Origin of the sequence: uncultured Mailhella sp. (genome assembly GCF_944324575.1) — a bacterium.
Classification (GTDB): Bacteria; Desulfobacterota; Desulfovibrionia; order Desulfovibrionales; family Desulfovibrionaceae; genus Mailhella.
This window is the reverse complement of the sequence record NZ_CALUWV010000016.1, coordinates 18,539-38,891: the sequence shown is the minus strand read 5'-3', so window position 1 is coordinate 38,891 and position 20,353 is coordinate 18,539. Positions and strand designations below refer to the sequence as shown.

16 protein-coding genes, 1 tRNA gene and 1 pseudogene are annotated in these 20,353 nt (G+C 56.8%); 12 read left to right on the top strand and 6 right to left on the bottom strand.

Going from position 1 to position 20,353, the window contains the following annotated elements; translation table 11 throughout:
• The 5 genes and pseudogenes from Q0J81_RS03520 to Q0J81_RS03500 form a co-directional block, all read left to right on the top strand.
• A pseudogene (locus Q0J81_RS03520) lies at nt 1–237 on the top strand (glycine cleavage system protein H); the annotation flags it as partial.
• 250 nt (nt 238–487) lie between these two features.
• Nucleotides 488–1,159 carry a Crp/Fnr family transcriptional regulator gene (locus Q0J81_RS03515; RefSeq protein WP_294446053.1) on the top strand — a complete coding sequence of 224 codons (672 nt, stop codon included), beginning with the start codon at nt 488–490 and terminating at the stop codon, nt 1,157–1,159.
• A 103-nt stretch (nt 1,160–1,262) separates the two neighbouring features.
• Nucleotides 1,263–3,191 (top strand): alkaline phosphatase family protein, encoded by a 1,929-nt coding sequence (locus Q0J81_RS03510; RefSeq protein WP_294446052.1) that lies wholly within the window; start codon nt 1,263–1,265, stop codon nt 3,189–3,191.
• Nucleotides 3,192–3,259: 68 nt separating this feature from the next.
• On the top strand, nt 3,260–4,699 hold the full coding sequence (locus tag Q0J81_RS03505) for an SLC13 family permease (RefSeq protein WP_294446051.1): 1,440 nt from the start codon (nt 3,260–3,262) through the stop codon (nt 4,697–4,699).
• Between the two features lie 68 nt (nt 4,700–4,767).
• Entirely contained in the window at nt 4,768–5,208 is a 441-nt protein-coding gene (locus Q0J81_RS03500; protein WP_294446050.1) for an OsmC family protein, read from the top strand.
• Nucleotides 5,209–5,389: 181 nt separating this feature from the next.
• Here Q0J81_RS03500 and Q0J81_RS03495 read toward each other — a convergent pair whose 3' ends face one another.
• A complete protein-coding gene (locus Q0J81_RS03495) occupies nt 5,390–6,691 on the bottom strand; it encodes a TolC family protein (protein ID WP_294446049.1) in 1,302 nt (433 codons plus the stop codon).
• A gap of 188 nt (nt 6,692–6,879) precedes the next feature.
• On the opposite strand from Q0J81_RS03495, the gene tolQ reads away from it, so the two are divergent.
• The 5 genes from tolQ to Q0J81_RS03470 all read left to right on the top strand — a co-directional run bounded on the left by tolQ (nt 6,880) and on the right by Q0J81_RS03470 (nt 12,276).
• A complete protein-coding gene (gene tolQ / locus Q0J81_RS03490) occupies nt 6,880–7,563 on the top strand; it encodes a protein TolQ (RefSeq protein WP_294446048.1) in 684 nt (227 codons plus the stop codon).
• A gap of 8 nt (nt 7,564–7,571) precedes the next feature.
• On the top strand, nt 7,572–8,015 hold the full coding sequence (locus Q0J81_RS03485) for an ExbD/TolR family protein (protein WP_294446047.1): 444 nt from the start codon (nt 7,572–7,574) through the stop codon (nt 8,013–8,015).
• 18 nt (nt 8,016–8,033) lie between these two features.
• Nucleotides 8,034–8,924 carry a cell envelope integrity protein TolA gene (locus Q0J81_RS03480; protein ID WP_294446046.1) on the top strand — a complete coding sequence of 297 codons (891 nt, stop codon included), beginning with the start codon at nt 8,034–8,036 and terminating at the stop codon, nt 8,922–8,924.
• A 64-nt stretch (nt 8,925–8,988) separates the two neighbouring features.
• Nucleotides 8,989–9,717: a cell envelope integrity protein TolA gene (locus tag Q0J81_RS03475; protein ID WP_294446045.1), complete on the top strand. Its 729-nt coding sequence runs from the start codon at nt 8,989–8,991 to the stop codon at nt 9,715–9,717.
• 27 nt (nt 9,718–9,744) lie between these two features.
• Nucleotides 9,745–12,276, top strand: coding sequence for a mechanosensitive ion channel domain-containing protein (locus tag Q0J81_RS03470; RefSeq protein ID WP_294446044.1), 2,532 nt, complete (start codon nt 9,745–9,747; stop codon nt 12,274–12,276).
• 318 nt (nt 12,277–12,594) lie between these two features.
• On the opposite strand, the gene Q0J81_RS03465 is transcribed toward Q0J81_RS03470, so the two are convergent.
• Nucleotides 12,595–13,896, bottom strand: a complete 1,302-nt coding sequence (locus tag Q0J81_RS03465; protein WP_294446043.1) for an N-acetylmuramoyl-L-alanine amidase — start codon at nt 13,894–13,896, stop codon at nt 12,595–12,597.
• Between the two features lie 221 nt (nt 13,897–14,117).
• Here Q0J81_RS03465 and Q0J81_RS03460 point away from each other — a divergent pair, with 221 nt between their 5' ends.
• Nucleotides 14,118–15,572 carry an aryl-sulfate sulfotransferase gene (locus tag Q0J81_RS03460; protein WP_294446042.1) on the top strand — a complete coding sequence of 485 codons (1,455 nt, stop codon included), beginning with the start codon at nt 14,118–14,120 and terminating at the stop codon, nt 15,570–15,572.
• 461 nt (nt 15,573–16,033) lie between these two features.
• Nucleotides 16,034–16,108: transfer RNA gene (locus Q0J81_RS03455), tRNA-Gly, on the top strand.
• A 311-nt stretch (nt 16,109–16,419) separates the two neighbouring features.
• On the opposite strand, the gene Q0J81_RS03450 is transcribed toward Q0J81_RS03455, so the two are convergent.
• The 4 genes from Q0J81_RS03450 to aat all read right to left on the bottom strand — a co-directional run bounded on the left by Q0J81_RS03450 (nt 16,420) and on the right by aat (nt 20,353).
• Nucleotides 16,420–17,772 carry a sodium:alanine symporter family protein gene (locus tag Q0J81_RS03450; RefSeq protein WP_294446041.1) on the bottom strand — a complete coding sequence of 451 codons (1,353 nt, stop codon included), beginning with the start codon at nt 17,770–17,772 and terminating at the stop codon, nt 16,420–16,422.
• Nucleotides 17,773–18,075: 303 nt separating this feature from the next.
• Nucleotides 18,076–18,972 carry a hypothetical protein gene (locus tag Q0J81_RS03445; protein WP_294446040.1) on the bottom strand — a complete coding sequence of 299 codons (897 nt, stop codon included), beginning with the start codon at nt 18,970–18,972 and terminating at the stop codon, nt 18,076–18,078.
• 229 nt (nt 18,973–19,201) lie between these two features.
• Nucleotides 19,202–19,615: an OsmC family protein gene (locus Q0J81_RS03440; protein WP_294446039.1), complete on the bottom strand. Its 414-nt coding sequence runs from the start codon at nt 19,613–19,615 to the stop codon at nt 19,202–19,204.
• 114 nt (nt 19,616–19,729) lie between these two features.
• Nucleotides 19,730–20,353, bottom strand: coding sequence for a leucyl/phenylalanyl-tRNA--protein transferase (gene aat, locus Q0J81_RS03435; RefSeq protein ID WP_366937509.1), 624 nt, complete (start codon nt 20,351–20,353; stop codon nt 19,730–19,732).

Genomic DNA, 20,353 nt, shown 5'->3' with positions numbered 1-20,353 from the left:
GGCGACAGCTTCGGCGCGGGCGATGAATTCGGCGAAGTGGAATCCATCAAGTCCGTGAACAAGCTGTTCATGCCCGTAGCCGGCGAAGTTACCGCCGTGAACGGCGACCTTGACGGCACGCCCACGCTGCTCAATGCCTCCTGCTACGACAAGGGCTGGCTCATCCGCATCAAGCCCGAAGATATGGCCGCCGTTGACGGCCTCATGTCCGCCGACGCCTACAAGGCCACGCTGTAACCTTTTTGCTCCGCAAGACGGAAAAGCCGTGTTTTCCCAAGAAAACACGGCTTTTTTCATGCTACATGTCCGCCGCATCCTGGAACTGCATCAGCCCGATCCATAAATGTTGCGCAGAACAAGTACAAGCCGTACAACAGAATTATGCTTCAACGCATACCAACATTCGCACAAAGGCACGATGCTCAGGCGCACGTTTCTTTCATGAAATGTACTCTCACGAAACATCGACCCGGTCGAAGGGGGTTCCATGCTCTCTCCCCACTCCATATATTTTCATGAGGATGACCATTTTCTCTCCGTCATCAACACAAATTCCGTACAGACGAAAACCTTTTCCCCGAAAGATACGCTTCATCTGGAAAAAAAATTCATTTATTTTATTAAAAGCGGTATCATCAAGATTTATGTCTTCAATGCTGAAGGACAGAAAAAGCTGCTGTGGATTCTCGGAAGCGGATGCATGATTCCCACCTTCAACCTGAATTTTCAGAAAAGCATCATCTGTCTGAAAACGACAAAAATCATGCGGATAGATAAATCTTACTTCATCAATTCCCTTGTGGACAATGATCTTTTCGAAGAACTCACCAATCAGATATATACAAGATATGAATCCATCATACAAAGACTCATCAACACCTCTCAGGATTCATGCCTGAGCAGGTTCATGGAGCTGCTGTTTTCCCTCTGCTATCTTGCCCGGGACAACAGTAGCGACCAGGTACAGATAGATACCTTTCTTTCCCGACAGGACATGGCCGAACTTGTCGGAACGCATGTGACCAATATAAGCAAATTCCTCCTTTCCCTTGAACATCAGGGCATCATCATTCGACGGGGAAAGCAGATCGTCATTCCCGACGTTGCCCGGCTGCAAGACGCCTGTGTCTCCTTCAGAAAGGAAAAAAACGATGACTGAACATCTTCATGCCGCATAGCTGGTATTTACCAAGTTTTTTTTCTCACATGAGAGGTAGAACTTCTGACAGATAAGACTTCAACTTTTCTTTCAGGAGTTTCCCATGTCGAACAAGCGCTTTCTCTTCCTCGGAATCGACGGAGCTGATCCCCTTCTCATGTCCCGTTTTCTGAACGAAGGATATCTGCCGAACATCAGAAAGTTCATCGACAGCGGCACGGCTGCGGAGGATCTGGGCATGCTCGGCGTCCAGCCGACCATCACGCCTCCCAACTGGGCCACTCTGGCAACCGGGGCCTATCCGGGAACTCACGGCATCACCTGCTACTGGAACCATACCTTCGGCAACAGCCTCACCCATCTGGACGTAGGCTTCAACTCCAAGCTGTGCAAAGCGGAATTTCTCTGGGACGCAGCCATCAAGGCAGGGAAAAAGGCCATCGTCTTCAACTACCCCACTTCCTGGCCTCCCACTCATGAAGACATCATCGCCGTCGACGGCACGGGCATCAACCCCAATTCCAAAGCCTACTGCGAAGGCGAGGCCTTCTATTTCGGCGACGTATCCTTCACGGAAGCAGCGTCATCCTATCACGAAAAGAACAACACCGGTGCTTCCTGCGTCGTGGAAGACGATATTGAGAATCTCGATTTCGAAGTCTGCGACTATGAGGAAAAGAAGACTGAAAAATTCGTCATCGGCGACGACAAGCGCATCGACGCCCGTACCATCAAGTTCAAGATAGACAATCACAACTGCCCTATCTTCCGCGAAGGCGAAGAATTGCGCACCGTTCTGCATATGCAGGAGGGAAGAATCAGCCGCTACGGCAGAATCCTTTCTTCCTGCAACGGAAAATACGACACCCTCGAGCTCTATCAGACGGCGAAGGACAAGACCCCCATGGTCACCGTCACCATCGGCAGTTTCAGCCCCTGGATAAAAGATTCCTTCCTGCTCAACGGTCACATCGCCACGGTGTACTACAAGATCAAGCTGCTGGAAGTCTCCGAAGACGGTTCCAGTTTCAAGCTGTACCGCAGCTATGTGCTTGACAGCTCCAACAGCAAATATTTCCATCCCTCCTCTCTCTGCGACGAACTTCTGGAACATGTCGGCCCCATGATGCATATGTCCAACTGCGGACTCGACGACATCATGCTCGAGACTCAGGCCGAAATGTATACCTGGATAGAAAATGCCGTACTCTATCTTGCCCGGAACAAGCCGTGGGACGTGTTCTACATGCACTGCCATGCGCTTGACTGCTGCAACCACAACTATCAGAACCTGATTCTTGAGGAATACAGCGGGGACAAGGCGGGGTATTATCTTGATATTGTAAGAAAATACTACGAAATCACCGACCATTTCGTCGAAAAGATGATGGAGCTGAACGACGGAAACACCGTCATCGTTCTTGCTTCCGATCACGGCGGCATGAGCAAGGAAGCCGGCTGCGAAGCTCCGCTCATGGGCGACCCGTGGGCCGTAGGCGGCAAAGTGTTTGAAGACATGGGCTACCTTTCCATCGACCGCTCCTCCGGTTCCCCCGTCATCGACTGGTCCAAGACCCGCGCCATCGGCCAGAGATCGGGCTACGTCTACCTCAACCTCAAGGGTCGCGATCCTGACGGCATCGTCGATCCCAAGGATTACGACGCTCTGGTGAAGGAAATCATTCAGAAGCTGCTCGACTACAAGGACGAACACGGACGCCGGCCCGTCTGCTTCGCCTTCAACAGGCAGGAAATGGAAGTGCTCGGACTGTACGGCGAAAACGTGGGCGACATCTATTTCGTGTTCAACCCCGAATGGACCAGAGTGCACGGTACCTCCCTCACCACGCACAGTTACAAGGGCACGTCCGTCAAGGCCTTCTTCGCCATGCTCGGTCCCGGCGTGAAGGAACACACCAGGCTCTCCCGCCGCATACGCGCCGTGGACGTGGTTCCTACCGCATGCGCCCTTACCGGACTTCCTCTTCCGGCCGACTGTGAAGGCGCCGTCATCTATCAGGCTCTGAAGTAGCACTTCTCCGGGCAGCCGGAAAACTCCGGCTGCCTTCCTGATTTTCCCCAGAAAAAAGGCAGGCCCCCATGAAACTCTTTTCCCGTTCCATGCACATAGGCGTCATGTTTCTCATCATGCTGGGAACCGGCTTTCTGCCCCCTGCAGGCAACATAACGCCCATGGGCATGAAAGTACTCGGTGTTTTCCTCGGGCTCATCTACGCATGGATGTTCGTCGGCATGCTTTGGCCAAGCTTTGCCGGACTCGTGGCACTGGGGCTAAGCGGCTACTGTTCCGTGACGCAGGCCTTCAACATCGGATTCGGCAACAGTACCTTCCTTCAAATATTTTTCTTTTTCATCATTGCCGCCTATGCGGAACATTCGGGCCTCAGCAACAAGATCGCCCTGTTCTTTCTTTCCCGGAAATTCATCGAAGGGCGGCCGTGGATGTTTGTCTTCATGCTCTTTCTGGCAGCCTACATTCTCGGCATCTTCATCATGACCTATGCCGTCATATTCTTCATGTGGACCATCCTCATCAGTATATGCGACATTACGGGATACAGGCGTCTTTCCAGAGAAGCAGGTTTTCTTTTCGTCGGCGTGCTGCAGATGGCCACACTCGGGGGAACCATCATGCCCTATCAGGTCTTCCCCAAGGTATGCATGACGGCACTTGCGGAAGCAACGGGACTGACGGTCTCTTCCGGCATTTTCATCGTGTACATGACCATTATTTCCTTTGCAGGCATGCTGCTCTACTTCGCCGGCGGCAGACTCCTGCGGATTGATCTCAGTCACTTCGGCACCCTGAAAGCAGAACATGTGCTCAAAGACAAGGAACTTACCCTCACGACGGAAGAAAAAATTGCCGGAGCAGTGCTCATAGGTTTCACTGCCATCATCCTGCTCCCCCTCGTGCTGCCGAAAGGCTCCCTCTTTCTCGACATCTACAAACACCTCGGTGATTTCGGTGCCCTTGTTTCCGCCATCTGCCTCGTATGCGCCCTGCGCTGCAACGGCAGGCCTCTGGCAGACTTCAAAAAAATGGCGCAGGAAGGGCTCAACGGGGATCTTCTGGCCCTTGTAGCCGCCACCATGGCCATAGGTAAGGCCATGCTGGCCAAGGAAACAGGCATCATCACCACCATCGTCGACACCATCATGCCCATGTTTTCCGACATGTCCGGCATCATGTTCATCCTCATCAGCTTCGTCACCATGGCGCTGCTGACACAGATAGCACACAATCTGGTTCTGGCCACCACCTTCATCCCCATTCTGGCCAATCTCGCCCTTTCCCTGGGCATGCCGGAACAGGTGGCCATCATCATCGCGGCCGGTCTCAGTCAAGTACTTCTCGCCGCCCTCGTCACTCCCGCAGCCTCAAACCGAGGCGCCCTGATCTACGGTTATGAATGGATCGGGCCGAAACGGGCCGCACACTACGGATCCCTCGCCGTGGCCGCAGCCGACCTTGCCGTCATCATCATAGGCATCCCCCTCGCATTTCTACTCTTCTGAGTCCCCACTTTCCCAATCGTCCCATCCCAAAGCCAGCCCTGTACAGGGCCTGTAGAAAAGGAGTCTCCATGGCCGCTCACGTCCGATACAGTAAAAAAGGCGACGTTCACACCTTCGACATCAACCTTCCAGGTCTGGAAAAAATCGTCATCGATCATACAGGCATCGCACCGGAACAGCGTTCCGGCGTGGCAAAAGCTCTGCTCGAGGCGGCAGCCATCGCATGCTATTCCGCATCACTGGCCGGAGCGCTCGAAGCCCGAAAGGTCGATTACAAAACCATGACGGCAGAAGCTGATATCGACTTCGGCACCAACGCCGTGGGCCAGCACCGCATTACGAGAATGAAACTTGATTTTTCCGTGGAGTTAGATCCTGACGACGCTCCCATATTCGAACGCTGCGCCAAAATCATGCGCAACGGCTGCCTCGTCACCGGTTCTCTTCATGACGGCATGGACATGGAGTATCAGCTCCGCGCCGTTTACTCCGGCGACAGGAAAGACTGAACCGAAATCCGACCCGGATCACAGTATTCGACTTCAGAAAGCTCCGTACCACGATCCACGCCCGGACAACATAGGCCTTCTGCCAGCAAAAAGCCGCGCTCTCTCAAGAAAACGCGGCTTTTTGTGCAAACAAACAAGACAGATACCGTTATGCTCCCTTATTCTCTTCAGCCTTTTCCGACTATTCCACAAGAGCCGGACGCAGCTCTCCCATGGTCTCGTAAAGCTGGGAGAGGGCAATAAGGCAGTCTGCACGGGAGGAAATTTCCGCAAGCTCAGCTTCGGAAAGCGCTGCCTGTGCGGTCAGAAGATCAAGATAGGATCCGGACTGAAGCTCATAGCGCATCTTGGCGTCCTCATAGGACTCCTCCGCGCTGACCACGCCCCGCTGGGACACCTTGACGGAACGATAGGCGTCCTGCGTGGAAAGAAGACTGGAACGGACGGCGTAGGCGCAGTTGTTGACGGAAGAACGCACGGCCGCCTCGAGCGCGGAAATCTGTCTCTGCGCCTGCTGCGTCAGATACATTCTTCTGCCGCTCGAAAACAGCGTCCAGTCAATGGAAAGGCCTATTTCTCCGTAGGAATAATCCTTCTTCGTGTATCGGCTGCCCGCTGCATCGAGATGGCTGCCCGTGGTGGACCAGCCGAGAATGGCGGAAACCTGCGGCCAGAAGGAACTTTTCGTTATGCCGAGATCCTTGAGAGCTATTTCCACCGATTTTCTGGCCATGAGAAGGTCAGGCCGATGCTCCAGAGCCTGGGCAAGACAGGCTTCGAGCGTACGTTTGAAAGGCGTGAGCTCAAGATCCCCGTAATAGTCGATGCCGGCGTCGGGCGGCAGATCAAGCAGCGTGTTCAGTCTTGTGAGCCACACGTTGCGGTCGTTCTCATAGCTGATGAGCAGCGCCTCGGTCCTGGCGAGTTCCGTTTCCGCCTGAAGGACGTCGAGTCTGGGACGCAGACCGATGTTCCATGCCGTTTTTGCCATGTCAAGCTGAGCCTGCGCCCGTTCCAGTGAACGACGGGTGCTGCTGATGCTTGCCTCGGCCTTCAGATAGGAAATAAAGGCTTCCTGCACGTCCGCCGTGATGGAAAGACGCTGCGACTCAAGCTGAAGAGCCTGCCGTTCCTCTTCCAGCGCCGCCTTCTGGTAGGTATTCAGAAGATTGAATCCGGTAAAAAGAGGCTGACTGGCCTGCACCGTCATGGTAGTCACGTTGGGCTCGTAGCGGGAAGGCCTGTCCTTGTTGTAGCGGGAATAACTGTAGCTCACGTCAAGCGAGGGGCCGAAGGAACTTCTTGCCGCCTTGCGCGCAGATTCCGCAGCCTGCACGGAGAACCTGGCGTTCTCTATGTCGGGATTCTTTTCCAGCGCCCGCAGCACGGCGCTCTCCATGGTATAGCGCTCTCCGGCTTTGACGGACGCAGGCAAAAACAGTATACAGGCAAGAGCCGCACAACAGACAGGACGCCAGAACATAGGAAACTCCTTCAAGGTCTTCCGGACTCTAGCGCAAAAGGCGGCAGTCTGTCACGCCCTCCGTCACGCGGATGGCGCAGGATTTTTCGTTGCATCCGGCGCCGCTCAAGCTTATGAACAGAGCGGTTCCTTTCCCGCGCCGATGCGGTTTCCACGTCGGCAATCTATCGGATATCTTCGGAGCACCCATGGACTACAACATTTTTTCCGTCTTTGCCAGCGCAAGTCTCGTCGCCCAGCTCATCATGGTCATCCTCATTGCGCTTTCCATCCTCAGCTGGACCGTCATCATAGGCAAGATCGTCACGCTGTCCGCCGCCGAACGCAAGGCCACGGCCGGCATCATCCGCTTCACGGACGCCCCCGACCTTCGTCAGGCCGTGCAGAGCCTCGGCGGTGATCCCACTTCTCCGCTTTACGGCGTGGCTCAGCACGGTGTGCGTGAATTCAACGACGGCAAGGAAGCCGGCGCCGATGAAAGCGTGGTTGTCGAAACCGTGCGTCGCGCGCTCAATCAGGGCGTAGGCCTTGAAATCGACCGTCTGCACAAACATCTTTCCATTCTGGCCACCGCCGCCAACACTGCGCCGTTCATCGGTCTGTTCGGTACGGTCTGGGGCATCATGACTTCGTTCCACGCCATCGGCCAGATGAAATCCGCCTCTCTTGCCACCGTGGCCCCCGGCATTTCCGAAGCCCTCATTGCCACGGCCATCGGCCTCGGCGTGGCCGTCCCCGCCACCATCGCCTACAATATGTTTCTCGGCAAGCTGGACAGCATCGAAACCCGCCTCATCAACTTCGCGGGCATTTTCCTGAACCGCGTGCAGCGTGAAGTCAACGTGCACCGTTCCCGCGGCGGCGACAGGTAGGGCGAACCATGGCCAGAAAAAAAGGCTTCGTTTCGGAAATCAACGTGACGCCCTTCGTGGACGTCATGATGGTTCTGCTCATCATTTTCATGGTCACGGCCCCCATGATGGATTCCGGCCTCGACGTCGACCTTCCGCAGGCCAAGCAAGTGGACACTCTGCCCACCGATTCCGACCACCTGGTGCTCACCGTTCGTGAAGACGGTACGCTTTATCTCGACACCTACGAAGTACCGCTCGAAGAACTGGAAGAGCGTCTCGTCACGCTCGTGAAGGAAAAGGATCGCGCGCTCTTTCTGCAGGCCGACAAGTCCGTGCCCTACGGTATTGTCGTGGACGTCATGGGCCGCATCAAGACCGCAGGCATTGAAAAGCTGGGCGTAGTCGCCATGCCCTCCACGGAAGGCGCGGCCCCCGCGCAGTCCGGCAGCACCCAGCAGCGCCGCCGCTAGACGGCATATATCACTCTCATGCGAATAAGCAGTCTTTTCATATCCATACTGCTCCATCTGGCAGTTCTGGCCTTCATTTTGTACGTGCCGCTGCGTCCTCCGCTCGACATCACGCGGCCCGTCTATCAGGTCAGTCTCGTCATGGGAGCCCCGGGCGGCGAAAAACTGCCCTCTCCCGTACTCGGAGCACGTCCCCCTATCACCGGCAAGCAGGTTGCTTCCACGGAAGCGGCGGCCCAGCCCAAGGCCGAACCCGCGCCTGCGCCGAAGCCCGAAGAGGCTCCCGCTCCCGCAGCTACGCCCGAATCGAAACCGGAACCCAAGCCCGAGCCCAGACCCGAGCCCAAGAACGATCCGGTACAGATACCGCAGCAGCCGAAGCCCGAAAAAAAACCCGAACCAAAACCGGAAAAGAACACTCAGAGCAAGGCTCAGAACAAAAAGCAGAACAGCGGCAAGGATGCCCTGGCCGACGCTCTTGCCGATGTCCGCAAGCAGGCCCGGTCCAACAGCACGGGCAAGGGCGGCGGCACTTCCGCCTCACGCGCTCTGGCCGATCTTGAAAAGCAGGTGGGCAGAACCGGCGTCGGCGGCGGTGGCGGCGAAGGCGACGGCCCGGGCGGCGGCGGCATTTACGACGTGTACGTCGCGCAGGTCATTCTGGCCGTTCAGCCCAACTGGAGCATGCCCACCTATTCCCGCAACAACATGGTGGTTCAGGTGCGCATCAAGCTCGACAAGCAGGGCAACGTGCTCGACTGCCATATCGAGCGCTCGTCCGGCAGACCTGAGTTCGACGCCTCCGCCGTGAACGCCATCATACGCACCAAGACCCTGCCTCCGCCTCCCACGCCCGCACAGCAGGATCTCGTCATCAGCTTCAACTCTCTGCAGATGATGGGTCGCTGAGGCCCGTCAGAACTCTTCTTCAAGCGCCGGTTCCGATGATGTCGGAACCGGCTCTGGAGTTTTTATGAGCAAGCATGCTTTTTCCTTCCGCGCATCGCTCGCGCGCGCCCTCTCCTCCAGAAAGGCGTCCCTTTTCCGCGCACGTCCGGGCACGACGGCTCTTGCCTGCGCCATCGCCCTTGCCGCCGGCTCCGCCCTTCCCTCCGTCTCTTCCGCCTTCAGCGCCACGGCCGACATCTCCGGCGGCTACGGCACGCAGGTGCTGAGTCAGATTCTTCGCGTGTGGCAGCAGCCCGAAGGCGCGCGGGGCATGGCTCTCGTGGAGCTGAAGATAGCGCCGTCCGGCTCCCTTGCCGGATGCTCCGTGATTCAGCCCTCGGCAACGCCCGCGGCCGACGCCTCGCTGTGCGCCGCCGCCCACAACGCCGCGCCCTACCCCTATCCTCCCTTCGGGGCCGAATCTCTGGTCTCCCTCGCCATGGCCTACGGACCGGGCAACGCGGGAACCGGCAACGCTCCTGCTCCCGTACAGAGCTATGCGGAAATGCTCAGACAGGCCATTGCGCCTCACGTCATCATGCCTAACGGACTTTCCGGCTCGTGGACGACTGTGGTAGAACTGGACATCTGGGCCGACGGCACCATGCGCGACTGCCGCATAAGTCACCCCTCCGGCAATGCCGAAGTCGACGCCGCCGTCATGGCCGCCGTCCGCACTCCCGGAGTCATTCCCCTGCCTCCGGAACATATGGAGCAGAGAGTTTCCCTTTCGTTCACCCTCAGCGCCCGCTGATGCCAGCCCGGCCCTCAGAGGACAACCATGCGACGTTTCACTATTGCCCTTCTTGCAGCGTTCTTTTTCACCATGTCCTGTCTGAACGCCGGACCTGCCGTCGTTTCAGCCTCAGCTGCCCAGAACTCGACACAGTCGTCCGACAAGAGCGCCGGCGACAACGCCCCGGATGCCAAGGAGGAAGCCGAGGCTGCAGCCAAGGCCAAGGCCGAAAGCGAAGCCAAGGCCGCCGAAGAAGCCAAGAAAGCGGAAGAAGAACGCGCCGCCGAGGCCGCCAAGAGCGTGCAGCAGGCGTGGGACGCGCTGCTCGCCACGCACAACGCCCAGCTCGCGGGCATCATCGAACATGCACAAACGCTCAAGGACGGCCTCTCCGAGCTTTCGTCCGCCACAAGCCAGAGCATTTCCCTTCTCGAGCAGGAATTCCAGAAGCTCGACGCGCTCTCACAGGCCACGGGAAGCATGCCGTCCGATCTTACCGTGCTCGTGGAACGCTTCCACCGCATCAAGGAGCGCACCCAGGCGCTCATACTGCCGCTGCAGAACACACAGGCTGAACTTGAAAAGGAAAAACAGGCGCTCACGCTTCTGGATAAATCGCTTTCCGGACAGGGAACCGAGGTCAGCGGCAAGCTCTCGGGCCGCCTCAAGGAAGCCAACAAGAACATTTCCAATCTTCAGACGAAGTACGACCGCATCATTGATCCCGCACTTGAACTCATCACGCAGGTGCAGACGCGCATCGACGAAGTCATGAAGAACATGCCCACGCTCTGGAACAACTACTACTTCCAGTCTTCGGGACATTTCTACGACGTGGTGGCCTGGGGCAGGGACATACGCAACCTGAGTTCTCTCGAGGAACTCTTCTCCCTGCGTCTGACCACGGAGCTGCCGAGCAACATGGACGCCTTCTTCTCCATGCTCGCGCGCATCGCCAGCTCCCTGCTCTTCTGCCTGCTCTTCGGACTCGCCCTGCGCCATACCGCGCGCAAGAGACTGCCGGAACAGATGCAGGCCGGGGTAGACAGAGTCATGCGCAACAGCGCCATCTGGATCGCCGTCGGCATCTCCATCCATCTCTCGGCCTGGGACGACGGCAAGCTTTATCAGATCGTGGCCACGCTCGGTACCATGTGCCTGTGCTGGGGCCAGATGCTTCTGGCCTGGGATCTCTACGAATTTGAAACCCCGAACCGGTCGCGTCTTTCCCCGCTGTGGCCCATGTTCCCGCCCCTGCTCATAGGCATGGTGCTGCTCAACTTCGATCCCTTCCCGCTGTTCATCTGCGTAGCATGGGTCATCGTGCAGGCCGTCGACCTCTGGAAGGCCCGTTCCCTGCCGCTGCCGCCTCAGCCGCTGCCGCGCACCATCATGAGGCTCTACACCATTCAGCTGTGGATAACGCTCATCATAAGCCTGCTCGGTTTCTCCCGACTGTCCATTCTCATAAGCATGTGCTTCACCTCCATCACGGTGACCATCATGCTCTGCGTGTCCCTCTTCAAGGTGGAACATCTCATAGAGTCGCATCTGCCCAAGGAAGGCACCATAGCCGTCATGGCCAGCCTTGCCATGGCCCTCATCATGCCCGTGGTGCTGCTTGTTTCCGTCATGGCCGCAGTGCTCTGGATCATGGCCTATCCCGGCGGCTGGTTCCTTTTGCAGCATATGGCAACCCTCGGCTTCAACATCGGCGACGTGTCGCTGAACGCCATGCAGATTCTCAGCATCTTCATCGCGTTCTACCTCACACGAGCGCTGCTCGCCGTGGGCAACACCTTCATGGCCGGCATGCAGGCACAGATTTCCCGCATTTCCGTTTCCCTGCTCGCCCCCATGCAGGTCATCTACAAGTGCCTGCTCTGGGCGCTGTTCGGTCTCTACGCGCTCAAGGCCCTCGGGTTTAATCTCTCCAGCCTCTCCATGATCGCCGGCGGTCTCTCCGTGGGTATCGGTATCGGTCTTCAGAACATGGTGCAGAACTTTACGAGCGGCCTTTCCGTCATCTTCGGCCAGACCATCCGTGAAGGCGACGTGGTGCAGGTCGGCACCATTACCGGCGTGGTCAAACGCATCAACATACGCTCCACCATGGTGGAAACCTACGACAACGCCATCATCTTCATACCGAATTCGAGCTTTCTGAACAGCACGTTCACGAACTGGACGCACAACAACCGCCGCGTCCGCAAGGAGATAGCTGTGGGCGTGGCCTACGGATCCGACGTGAAGCACTGCCTTGAACTCCTGCTCAAGATCGCCAAGGACCACCCCAAGGTACTCTTCTATCCCGAACCTACGTCCTACTTCGTCAACTTCGGCGCGAGTTCTCTGGACCTTATCCTGCGCTTCTGGGTACGCGAGTACAACGACGGCATGGCCATTACCTCCGACATCATGCTGAAAATCAACGATGTCTTTGCCGAGGAAGGCATAGAAATATCCTTCCCCCAGCTCGACGTGCATATGCATGATGCCGCAGAAGAAGCCCCCCGAATCATCACGGAAGTACCCGGCAGCACGATCCCCGACGAGGAAAGAAAGACCAAGGTCTGAGTTTCCTTCCCGAAAGCCGCGACTACGTCGACATGACGAAACACGGCTTACAAAGACGCGAAAAGCCCCCGCTCCTTATGGACGGGGGCTTTTTCTTACCAGGGCTTCGCTTATGAAGCGACTGCCGCCTGCAGCCAGCACGACGAGACCGGCATGAGACTTCCGTCCCTCCCCGCCTCCGGTACGAAGACAAAAAAGGCCGAATCTGTCGAGTGCCCGCCTTCAGGCGCTCCTTTACGATGCAACTCCTGCCAAAAGACCGGGAGACCTTCCACGACGAAGCCCCCCTCCAATGCATTCTACGCACACAGGCGCAGGCTACTTACCGCGGAGACTGCGCGCGTAGGCGTGTATGCCGTTGGCCAGCCCCTGCGCCAGACGCTGCCGGTGCTTGCTGCTCTTGAGCCTTCCGGCTTCCTTCTTATTGGTACAGTAGCCCACTTCCACCAGCACGCTGGGCACGGAGGATCCCACAAGAACAAAAAAAGGCGCACCCTTCACTCCGCCGTCATGCGTGGAAGCGCCGTTTTTCTTCAGATAGCTCAACGTGTTCTTCTGAATTCGATCGGCGAGACGACGCGACTCCGTAGTGCGCGCCCCTGTCAGTATTTCGGTCAGAATCTTGTCCATGTCGCCCAGTCTGCCGCTGTCGGCATTCTCCACCATGGCCAGGCGGCTTACGGAACTTGTGCGGGCAAAGTCCAGAATGTAGGTCTCAAGTCCGCTGATGCTCGTATTTTCCGAAGCGTTCACGTGGATGGAAATAAAAAGGTCGCCCTTGTTTCTGCGGCAGAAATTCACCCGTTCAGCCAGAGAAACCCAGGTATTGCCGCTCCTCGTAAGATGAACCTTGTAGCCGAGCTGCTGCAGAATGGTTCTCAGACGCTTCGCAATATCAAGATTGACGTCCTGCTCGACCACGCCGTTGTGCATGGTTCCGGGATCTCTGCCGCCGTGCCCCGGATCAATGATGATGGTACGCACCGACAGGCCTAGCTGCGCGGCCAGCATCTGAGCTCCGGCGCCGCTCGGCGGTCGACTGACCCTGATCTTTTCCTTCGATGAAGACGACGCGCCGCTTTTGCCGCCTTTGCCGTCCATCTGTTCACGGTACTCAGCGGCAATTTTTGCGTGATCAGCCCGGAAATACCGTCTTGCAATATGCTCCAGATGGACGCGGGCCTTTTTCTGATCGTTCAAAAGCTCATTGTAAACGACAGCAGCGCGAAAAAGCGCATCGTCGGCCAGAGCGCTGGACGGAAACTTGCTTGCCGACTGCTCATACACGGTAGCGGCATTTTTCGCATCCGTCTTCGACTTCGTCACCCGCGCCTTTTCTTCCAGAGCAATGCCGCATCGGAACAGCGCCGCCACGCGCAGATTCCACTTGGGATTGTTGTTGTAGACCTTGCGGAACTCATCGGCGCAGGCCTGCCAGGAATTGGGACCGGGATTTCCGGCCTGAAGCTTCGCAAGATTCGCCTTGGCCCTCTCGTAATCGGGAGGATTGGCGGCAAGCGTCAGAGCGGGCAGGCAAAGAAACAGGCAGCAGGCCAGACAGAACAGAACAAAAAAGCGGCGTTTCTGGGACATGAAATAGTTACCGAAATTTTTTTCCATTGTTCAGCACAGCTTCTCCTCTGTCAATGGAAAAACCGTTTTTGTAACAAAAAGCATGCTGTGGAAAACTTCTGGAAAAAAAATGCAGGAAATACCCGCATTTTTGATTAAAGTTTTTCCTATTTAAATGTTTTTTATTTAATTATTAGTTGACTTTCCTGGTGTATTGTGAAAAATGTGACTAGAATGTTCATTGCGCATATTCACCCAAGGAGGAACACATGCGTAAACTCGTTGCATTCCTGGCCGGCGCGGCTCTTGTCGCGGGTATGGCCACCACTCCGTCCGTGTCCGACGCCTATGAAGCCATCTGCGGTCCTCTGGGCGTCCTTCATTACCAGAAGGAAAAATCCTACGGCGGCTACGTCCTCTACACCAACCATCTGGGCGGAACCAAGACGTACCTCATCGACCTGGAAGGCAACGTGGTTCATGAATGGAATCACGGACGTCAGGCCTTCATGTCGGAGCTTCTTCCCAACGGTAATCTTCTGCGCGCCGAACAGGGACCGGGTTCTCCCGTGACCTTCGGCGGCTGGCACGGCACGCTGCGCGAATATGACTGGGACGGCAACGTGGTGTGGGAATACACCATACGCGACGAGAACAAGGTGGCTCATCACGGCTTCGACCGGCTGCCCAACGGCAACACGGCCATGCTGGTGTGGGAAAAGATGTCCTGGGACGAAATGATCGCCAAGGGACGCGATCCCAAGGATCCCACGATCTATAAGGACGGCTTCAAGTATCCCGACGGCAAGGTGCTGGAAGGCGTATGGCCCGACGCCATCATCGAAGTGGACCCCAGCGGCAACATCGTGTGGGAATTCCATGTCAAGGATCACATCGGCACGGCAAAGGACCAGTGGGATCCCAACTATCACCTGCCCTTCGGCTACATGCCCGCCTATTTTGCAGGACCGGACTGGACGCACTGGAACTCCATCCGCTACAACCCCAAGACCGACCAGTATCTCGTGAACTCCCGCGACTGGGGTGAAATGTACATCATCGACCGCAAGACCAAGAAGATGGTCTGGCGCTGGGGCAACCCCTACGCCTATGGCGGAGGCACCAAGGAACAGGGCTACGCCCGCAACGGCGATCAGATTCTGTTCGGCTCTCATGACTGCAACTGGCTGCCCAACGGCAACGTGAGCATTTTCGACAACGGCACCATGCGCCCGAACGGCAACTACAGCGCCGCCTATGAAATAGAACGTGACGGCACCTTCAACGGCGGCAAGATCGTGTGGTCTTTCAAGACCAAGGATCAGAACAGCTTCTATTCCGCCTACCAGAGCGCTGCGCAAAAGCTGCCCAACGGCAACTGGCAGATCACGGCCACCAACAACGGCCATGTGTTTGAAGTGACCCCCGAAGGCGAAGTGGTATGGGAATTTCTGAACCCCATTTCCGGCGACGAGCCCTACTGCGTGAAGAAGGACGACAACCCCTGGACGCAGATACACCGCGCTTTCCGCTACGCAGCCGATTCTCCGCAGCTCAAGGGACGCACCCTCAAGCCCATACGCAAGCTTGCCCCCGACTGCCCCGACTGGAAGACGCTGCTTGACTACAAGCCCTCACCTCACGGCAGCCGTCCTCCGAAGGTGGAAAACGCTCCCGCCTCCGACCAGAAGGGCTATGACTACGCCGTTCCGGCCAAGAAGTAACCAGTACGCTGAGTGATTTTCTGAAAGACGAAACACGTCTTTCTCCGGGCCGTCTCGCCGTTTTCGGCAGACGGCCCTCTTCTTTTCCCGGCATGAAAGAGCATTCACATCATCTGATGCCATACCTGCACTTTCGTTACTCAGGCGTCCGGCTGCGCGTACGAAACAAAGGGAATGGCACTCCTCCCCTTGTTTACGGAAGCGTCTCCGTTCCGTGACACGTCGTTCCGCTTTTATGCCTTCTCCGCCGCATGGAGAACCCTGCGGCAGATTTTCCGAAAAATCCCAGGCTCCGTCTTCGCCTGCAAGCTCTTTCCTTTTTTCCCGTTCCTCCTCTTCTTTTCCGCAAAAAAAGCAGTTCTGCACGTTTTTCCATTAAATTTTTTCTAAAAATACGATTCTCCCGCTTTTTCTATTGACAGGTGACGCCATCTTTTATAAAAGACCTCTGTTCACGCCACGCGGGAGTAACTCAGTGGTAGAGTGCAACCTTGCCAAGGTTGAAGTCGCGGGTTCAAATCCCGTCTCCCGCTCCATTATGATATAAAGAAAGCCCGTCATTGACGGGCTTTTTCTTTTAATCTTTTTCCTGCCGCCGAAAGACTCGGGCACAGCTCTCAGGTTCCGCCTCATTTCAGGGGCGACGTCCGGAAAACAACGACAAGCCCCTGCCTTTCGCCAACGGACGTCTTCCGCAGTCCCTGCCTCTTCCGAAAAAAAGATCCGTTCCTCCCTTCGCTTCGCGGAGGGCACGCTTCTTGCAACACGAAAGTCATAACCATCGTGCCGAAGCCAACAAAAAAAGCGGAGCCCGGAGACTCCGCCTTTTTCCTTTATGAAATGCCGGTCAGTCCCTGTCGCACTCGACCCGGAACTTCGCTTCCTCTTCGCGCACCAGCCGGAACAGCACGGGACTGAGCAGAAGAATGGCGATGAGGTTGGGTATGGCCATAAGGGCGTTGCAGGTATCAGCCAGCAGCCATACCAGGTCAAGCTTGGTAAGAATGCCCACGGGAATGGCGAGACAGTACACGACGCGGAAGGGAATCTGGGCCTTGTCGCCGAAGAAATAAATGGCACAGCGCTCGCCGTACACGCACCAGCTCATGGCCGTGGTGAAGGCAAACAGGGAAAGGCACACGGCCACCATGATGCTGCCTATGCCCGGCAGCACGCTTTCAAACGCCGCGGAGGTCATGGCCGCCCCCTGCTGTCCGTCGGTCCACTCTCCGGTCAGAAGAAGTGCGAAGGCGGTGAGGCTGCACACTACGATGGTGTCGATGAAGGTATCGAGCATGCCTATGGTGGCCTGCGTCATGGGCGAACTGGTGGACGCTGCGGCATGGGCCATGGGCGCCGTACCGAGACCTGCCTCGTTGGAAAAGATGCCTCGGGCCATGCCCATACGTATGGCCAGCATGATGGAAGCGCCGGCCGCGCCGCCCTGCGCCGCCGTGGGAGAGAAGGCCTCACGCAGCACCATGCCGAAAATGGCGGGCACTTCGCCTATGTGCATGACGATGACCAGAAGCGACATGCCAGCATAGCAGAGCGCCATGACGGGCACGATGCGTCCGGCAACGCCGGCAATGCGCTTCACGCCGCCGAGCAGCACCACGCTCGAAAGCACCAGCAGCACCGCAGCCGAAATTTTGGGAGACACCCCGAAGCTCGTGTCGAGCACGCCGCCTATGGCATTGCTCTGCACCATGGCGCCCGTTCCTATGCAGGCCACGATACCGAACAGGGCAAACGCGCTGCCCAGCCACATCCAGCGGGAGCCGAGCCCGTTCTTGATGAAGAACATGGCTCCGCCCACCCAGTTTCCGCCCGGCGTACGCTCACGAAAATGCACGGCAAGCAACACTTCGCTGAACTTGGTGGCCATGCCCACGAGCGCCGTCATCCACATCCAGAACAGTGCGCCGGGCCCGCCCATGTAAATGGCCGTGGCCACGCCCACGATGTTGCCCGTGCCTATGTCGCCGGCAAGTGCCGTCATCAGCGCATTGAAGGGTGAAATCTCGCCCTTTTCCGAATCGGGACGTCGCCCTGCCCAGGCATGACGCAGTCCCCGGGCAAAATTGCGGATGGTAAAAAAACGCAGCCCTATCGTAAGATACAGGCCGGTGCCGAACAGAAGCACCAGCATGCACGGCCCCCAGACGAAATTATTGACACTCGTAAGCCATTCCAACATGATGCAACCCTTTTATGATGAAACTCTAATTTACTACGATATCATATTGAAACAAAAAAGGCAAACAAAAAAACACAAGGCGTTTTTTCTCGTCTCTCTCCAGTCCTGAATTTCGATTCAACTTCGAGAATCATGGACAACGTACCATCAACGCATTTTCAATCAGTGGTCCGCATCTGCGTCAGTCCGGGGCTTTTTTTCTGTCCGCATGAGCTGAAAAACGAAAAAGCCCGTGTCTTCAGCGCATGAAAAAGCCCCTGCTGCCGAAGCAGCAGGGGCAGAACGCACCTTACGATAGGCGGCTTAATTTCTGGGCGTGAGCTTGTAGCGGTAAATCTCGTGTACTTCGGACTTATAGCCGGGATACATGCCCTTGGTCATGCCAAGAACAATGCGCGCACCGCGATTCTGATGCACCAGAAGGTCGCCGGTGGAAGGATCGACACAAAGCCCTTCGATCTCACCCTGCTTTATGGTCTCGGTAAAAGTCTTCTCCAGAATGACGGGAGCATAGCTTGCGGAAGAAATGTCCACGCGATAGAGGTGGTCGGGCTCGTTGTCGTCGGCGGTGCCGTCATCAGCAGTCAGGAACAGAGAGCCGTCGTAGTAGAACACACCCTGCACCCACTGCGGCACGGGCTGCAGATGCACCTTGCGCAGATAGTTGCCGTCAAGATCGTATTCATAAAGATAGCGGCCGGATTCCTCGCCCACCCAGGAGCACATCCAGACTGTCCCCTTCACGGGGTCGACGGTGATGCCTGAGGTCTCAAGCTGCCCGGAAGCCTCATTGAAGGGGAAGGCGCGCTTGAACTTCAGGGTGTTGGCGTCATACACGGACACCTGAATGTCCTTGCCCACGCCGTCCATGAAATTTTCCACGCCGCAGTAAATTTCGCCGTTGTAGACGTCGATGTCGCCGAGGTGGTTGACGGCCTTGGTGTAACCGGTTTCAAAGGGCTTGTCGTTCTTCAGCACAAGCTTGCCGTCCATGTCGTACTTGTACAGCGCCTTGCTGCAGCTGACGTAAATGTACTTTCCGTCGCAGGCGACGCCCTGGCGTCCGTCAACTTTCATCACGTCTTTCAGCTCATAGGTGTACTTCGGAGACATGTCGGGTTCCGGCAGGGCAAAGGCCTGTCCGGCAATGCCGAAACTCAGAATGGCGGCCGCAGCAGCAGAAAGGAAACACTTGTTCATATACCCTCCTCAGGGTCATCGGAGGAACGAACCGAAATGGAACGTTCCGATGAGGCGCATAGTAGAGCAATATTCCTTTCATGACAATGGGATGTCTCGCTGTGCAAGCAGAAGAGCTCTGCGTCGTCACTCTCGTTCTTAGGCCTGTCCTGACCTGCCGCCGCACTTTTTCAAACAAAAAAACCCCGGAAAGACCACTTCCCGGGGTTATACATTCAAACGTTGCACATCAGGCACGTTCAGCGTGAACGCCAACCTCCATACCGTTCATGAGGGAACGGGTGATCAAGCAGCTCTTCACGATTTTCAGGCAGTGCTCAAGCGTATCGGCATCCTTGTCGTCCACCTCCACACGCACGTCGATGTCAACGCGGGTCACATAGGAAAGGCCTTCACGCTCTTCCCTGACGGCACGTCCCGTGCCGACAATGCGATGATACTGCACGTCGCGGGCCAGAAGCGCGGCGTTCAGCGATCCGCAGAAGCAGTCCAGCGCAGCGCTCACCAGAAAAACTCGCGCAGTGCCGAGCCTATGATCCGGGCCCACGCTGTTATAGTCCGCATGAATGTCTCCAAGCAGAGGATGACCGGTTCTTACGGTGAACCCATCCGGAGTATGTTCAAATTCCACTACGTCGCTCATGTTCTTACTCCCTGGCAGGAAAACCCGCCGTTTTCTGTGTTGTCCCCGGGCTCAGCCCGAAATGTCTTTTGCCGCGCTCAACCCGACCAGACGCAGAATGCCCGTCAAAGCGCATCACGCGCACAGCCTGCGCAGCCTGGCAACAAATTCCGCCCTTGAAATTTCCTCGGCTCCGAAGCGGAGCATATGCGGCGTCGTCTGCTGGCAATCCACCATTTCCACGCCCCGCTCCTTCAGCCACTCCACAAGATGTACCAGGGCCGCCTTGGAAGCGTCCGGCTGAAAGTGAAACATGGACTCTCCGAAGAATGCCCTTCCTATGAGCACCCCGTACAGCCCTCCTGCAATCGCGCCGTCCTGCCACACCTCCACGGAATGAGCATGACCGAGCGCATGCAGCCTTTCATAGGCTTCCACCATGTCCGGCACTATCCACGTACCATCCTGCCCTTCTCTCGGAACGGAAGCACAGGCGCGGATGACCGTACCGAAGCACGCATCCACGCTGAAGCTGAATCGCCCGCTGTTCAGCACGCGCCGCAGGCTTCCTCCCAGATGAAGCTTTTCCGGAAAAAGCACGCAGCGAGGGTCCGGCGACCACCAGAGTATGGGCGAACCTTCCTCATACCAGGGAAAAATGCCCCGGGAGTAGGCATACAGCAGCCTTTCCGGCGAAAGATCCCCTCCCGCCATGAGCAGTCCGCCGTCCGCAGCCTGCCACAGTGGCGGAAACCACAA

What these genes read in the sequence shown, in the direction of transcription:
- Q0J81_RS03445 (WP_294446040.1), bottom strand. Translation starts at nt 18,972, where the DNA reads ATGAACAAGTGTTTCCTTTCTGCTGCTGCGGCCGCCATTCTGAGTTTC.
- Q0J81_RS03460 (WP_294446042.1), top strand. Translation starts at nt 14,118, where the DNA reads ATGCGTAAACTCGTTGCATTCCTGGCCGGCGCGGCTCTTGTCGCGGGT.
- tolQ (WP_294446048.1), top strand. Translation starts at nt 6,880, where the DNA reads ATGGACTACAACATTTTTTCCGTCTTTGCCAGCGCAAGTCTCGTCGCC.
- Q0J81_RS03505 (WP_294446051.1), top strand. Translation starts at nt 3,260, where the DNA reads ATGAAACTCTTTTCCCGTTCCATGCACATAGGCGTCATGTTTCTCATC.
- Q0J81_RS03475 (WP_294446045.1), top strand. Translation starts at nt 8,989, where the DNA reads ATGAGCAAGCATGCTTTTTCCTTCCGCGCATCGCTCGCGCGCGCCCTC.
- Q0J81_RS03495 (WP_294446049.1), bottom strand. Translation starts at nt 6,691, where the DNA reads ATGTTCTGGCGTCCTGTCTGTTGTGCGGCTCTTGCCTGTATACTGTTT.
- Q0J81_RS03450 (WP_294446041.1), bottom strand. Translation starts at nt 17,772, where the DNA reads ATGTTGGAATGGCTTACGAGTGTCAATAATTTCGTCTGGGGGCCGTGC.
- Q0J81_RS03470 (WP_294446044.1), top strand. Translation starts at nt 9,745, where the DNA reads ATGCGACGTTTCACTATTGCCCTTCTTGCAGCGTTCTTTTTCACCATG.
- Q0J81_RS03440 (WP_294446039.1), bottom strand. Translation starts at nt 19,615, where the DNA reads ATGAGCGACGTAGTGGAATTTGAACATACTCCGGATGGGTTCACCGTA.
- Q0J81_RS03515 (WP_294446053.1), top strand. Translation starts at nt 488, where the DNA reads ATGCTCTCTCCCCACTCCATATATTTTCATGAGGATGACCATTTTCTC.
- Q0J81_RS03500 (WP_294446050.1), top strand. Translation starts at nt 4,768, where the DNA reads ATGGCCGCTCACGTCCGATACAGTAAAAAAGGCGACGTTCACACCTTC.
- Q0J81_RS03485 (WP_294446047.1), top strand. Translation starts at nt 7,572, where the DNA reads ATGGCCAGAAAAAAAGGCTTCGTTTCGGAAATCAACGTGACGCCCTTC.
- Q0J81_RS03480 (WP_294446046.1), top strand. Translation starts at nt 8,034, where the DNA reads ATGCGAATAAGCAGTCTTTTCATATCCATACTGCTCCATCTGGCAGTT.
- Q0J81_RS03465 (WP_294446043.1), bottom strand. Translation starts at nt 13,896, where the DNA reads ATGGAAAAAAATTTCGGTAACTATTTCATGTCCCAGAAACGCCGCTTT.
- Q0J81_RS03510 (WP_294446052.1), top strand. Translation starts at nt 1,263, where the DNA reads ATGTCGAACAAGCGCTTTCTCTTCCTCGGAATCGACGGAGCTGATCCC.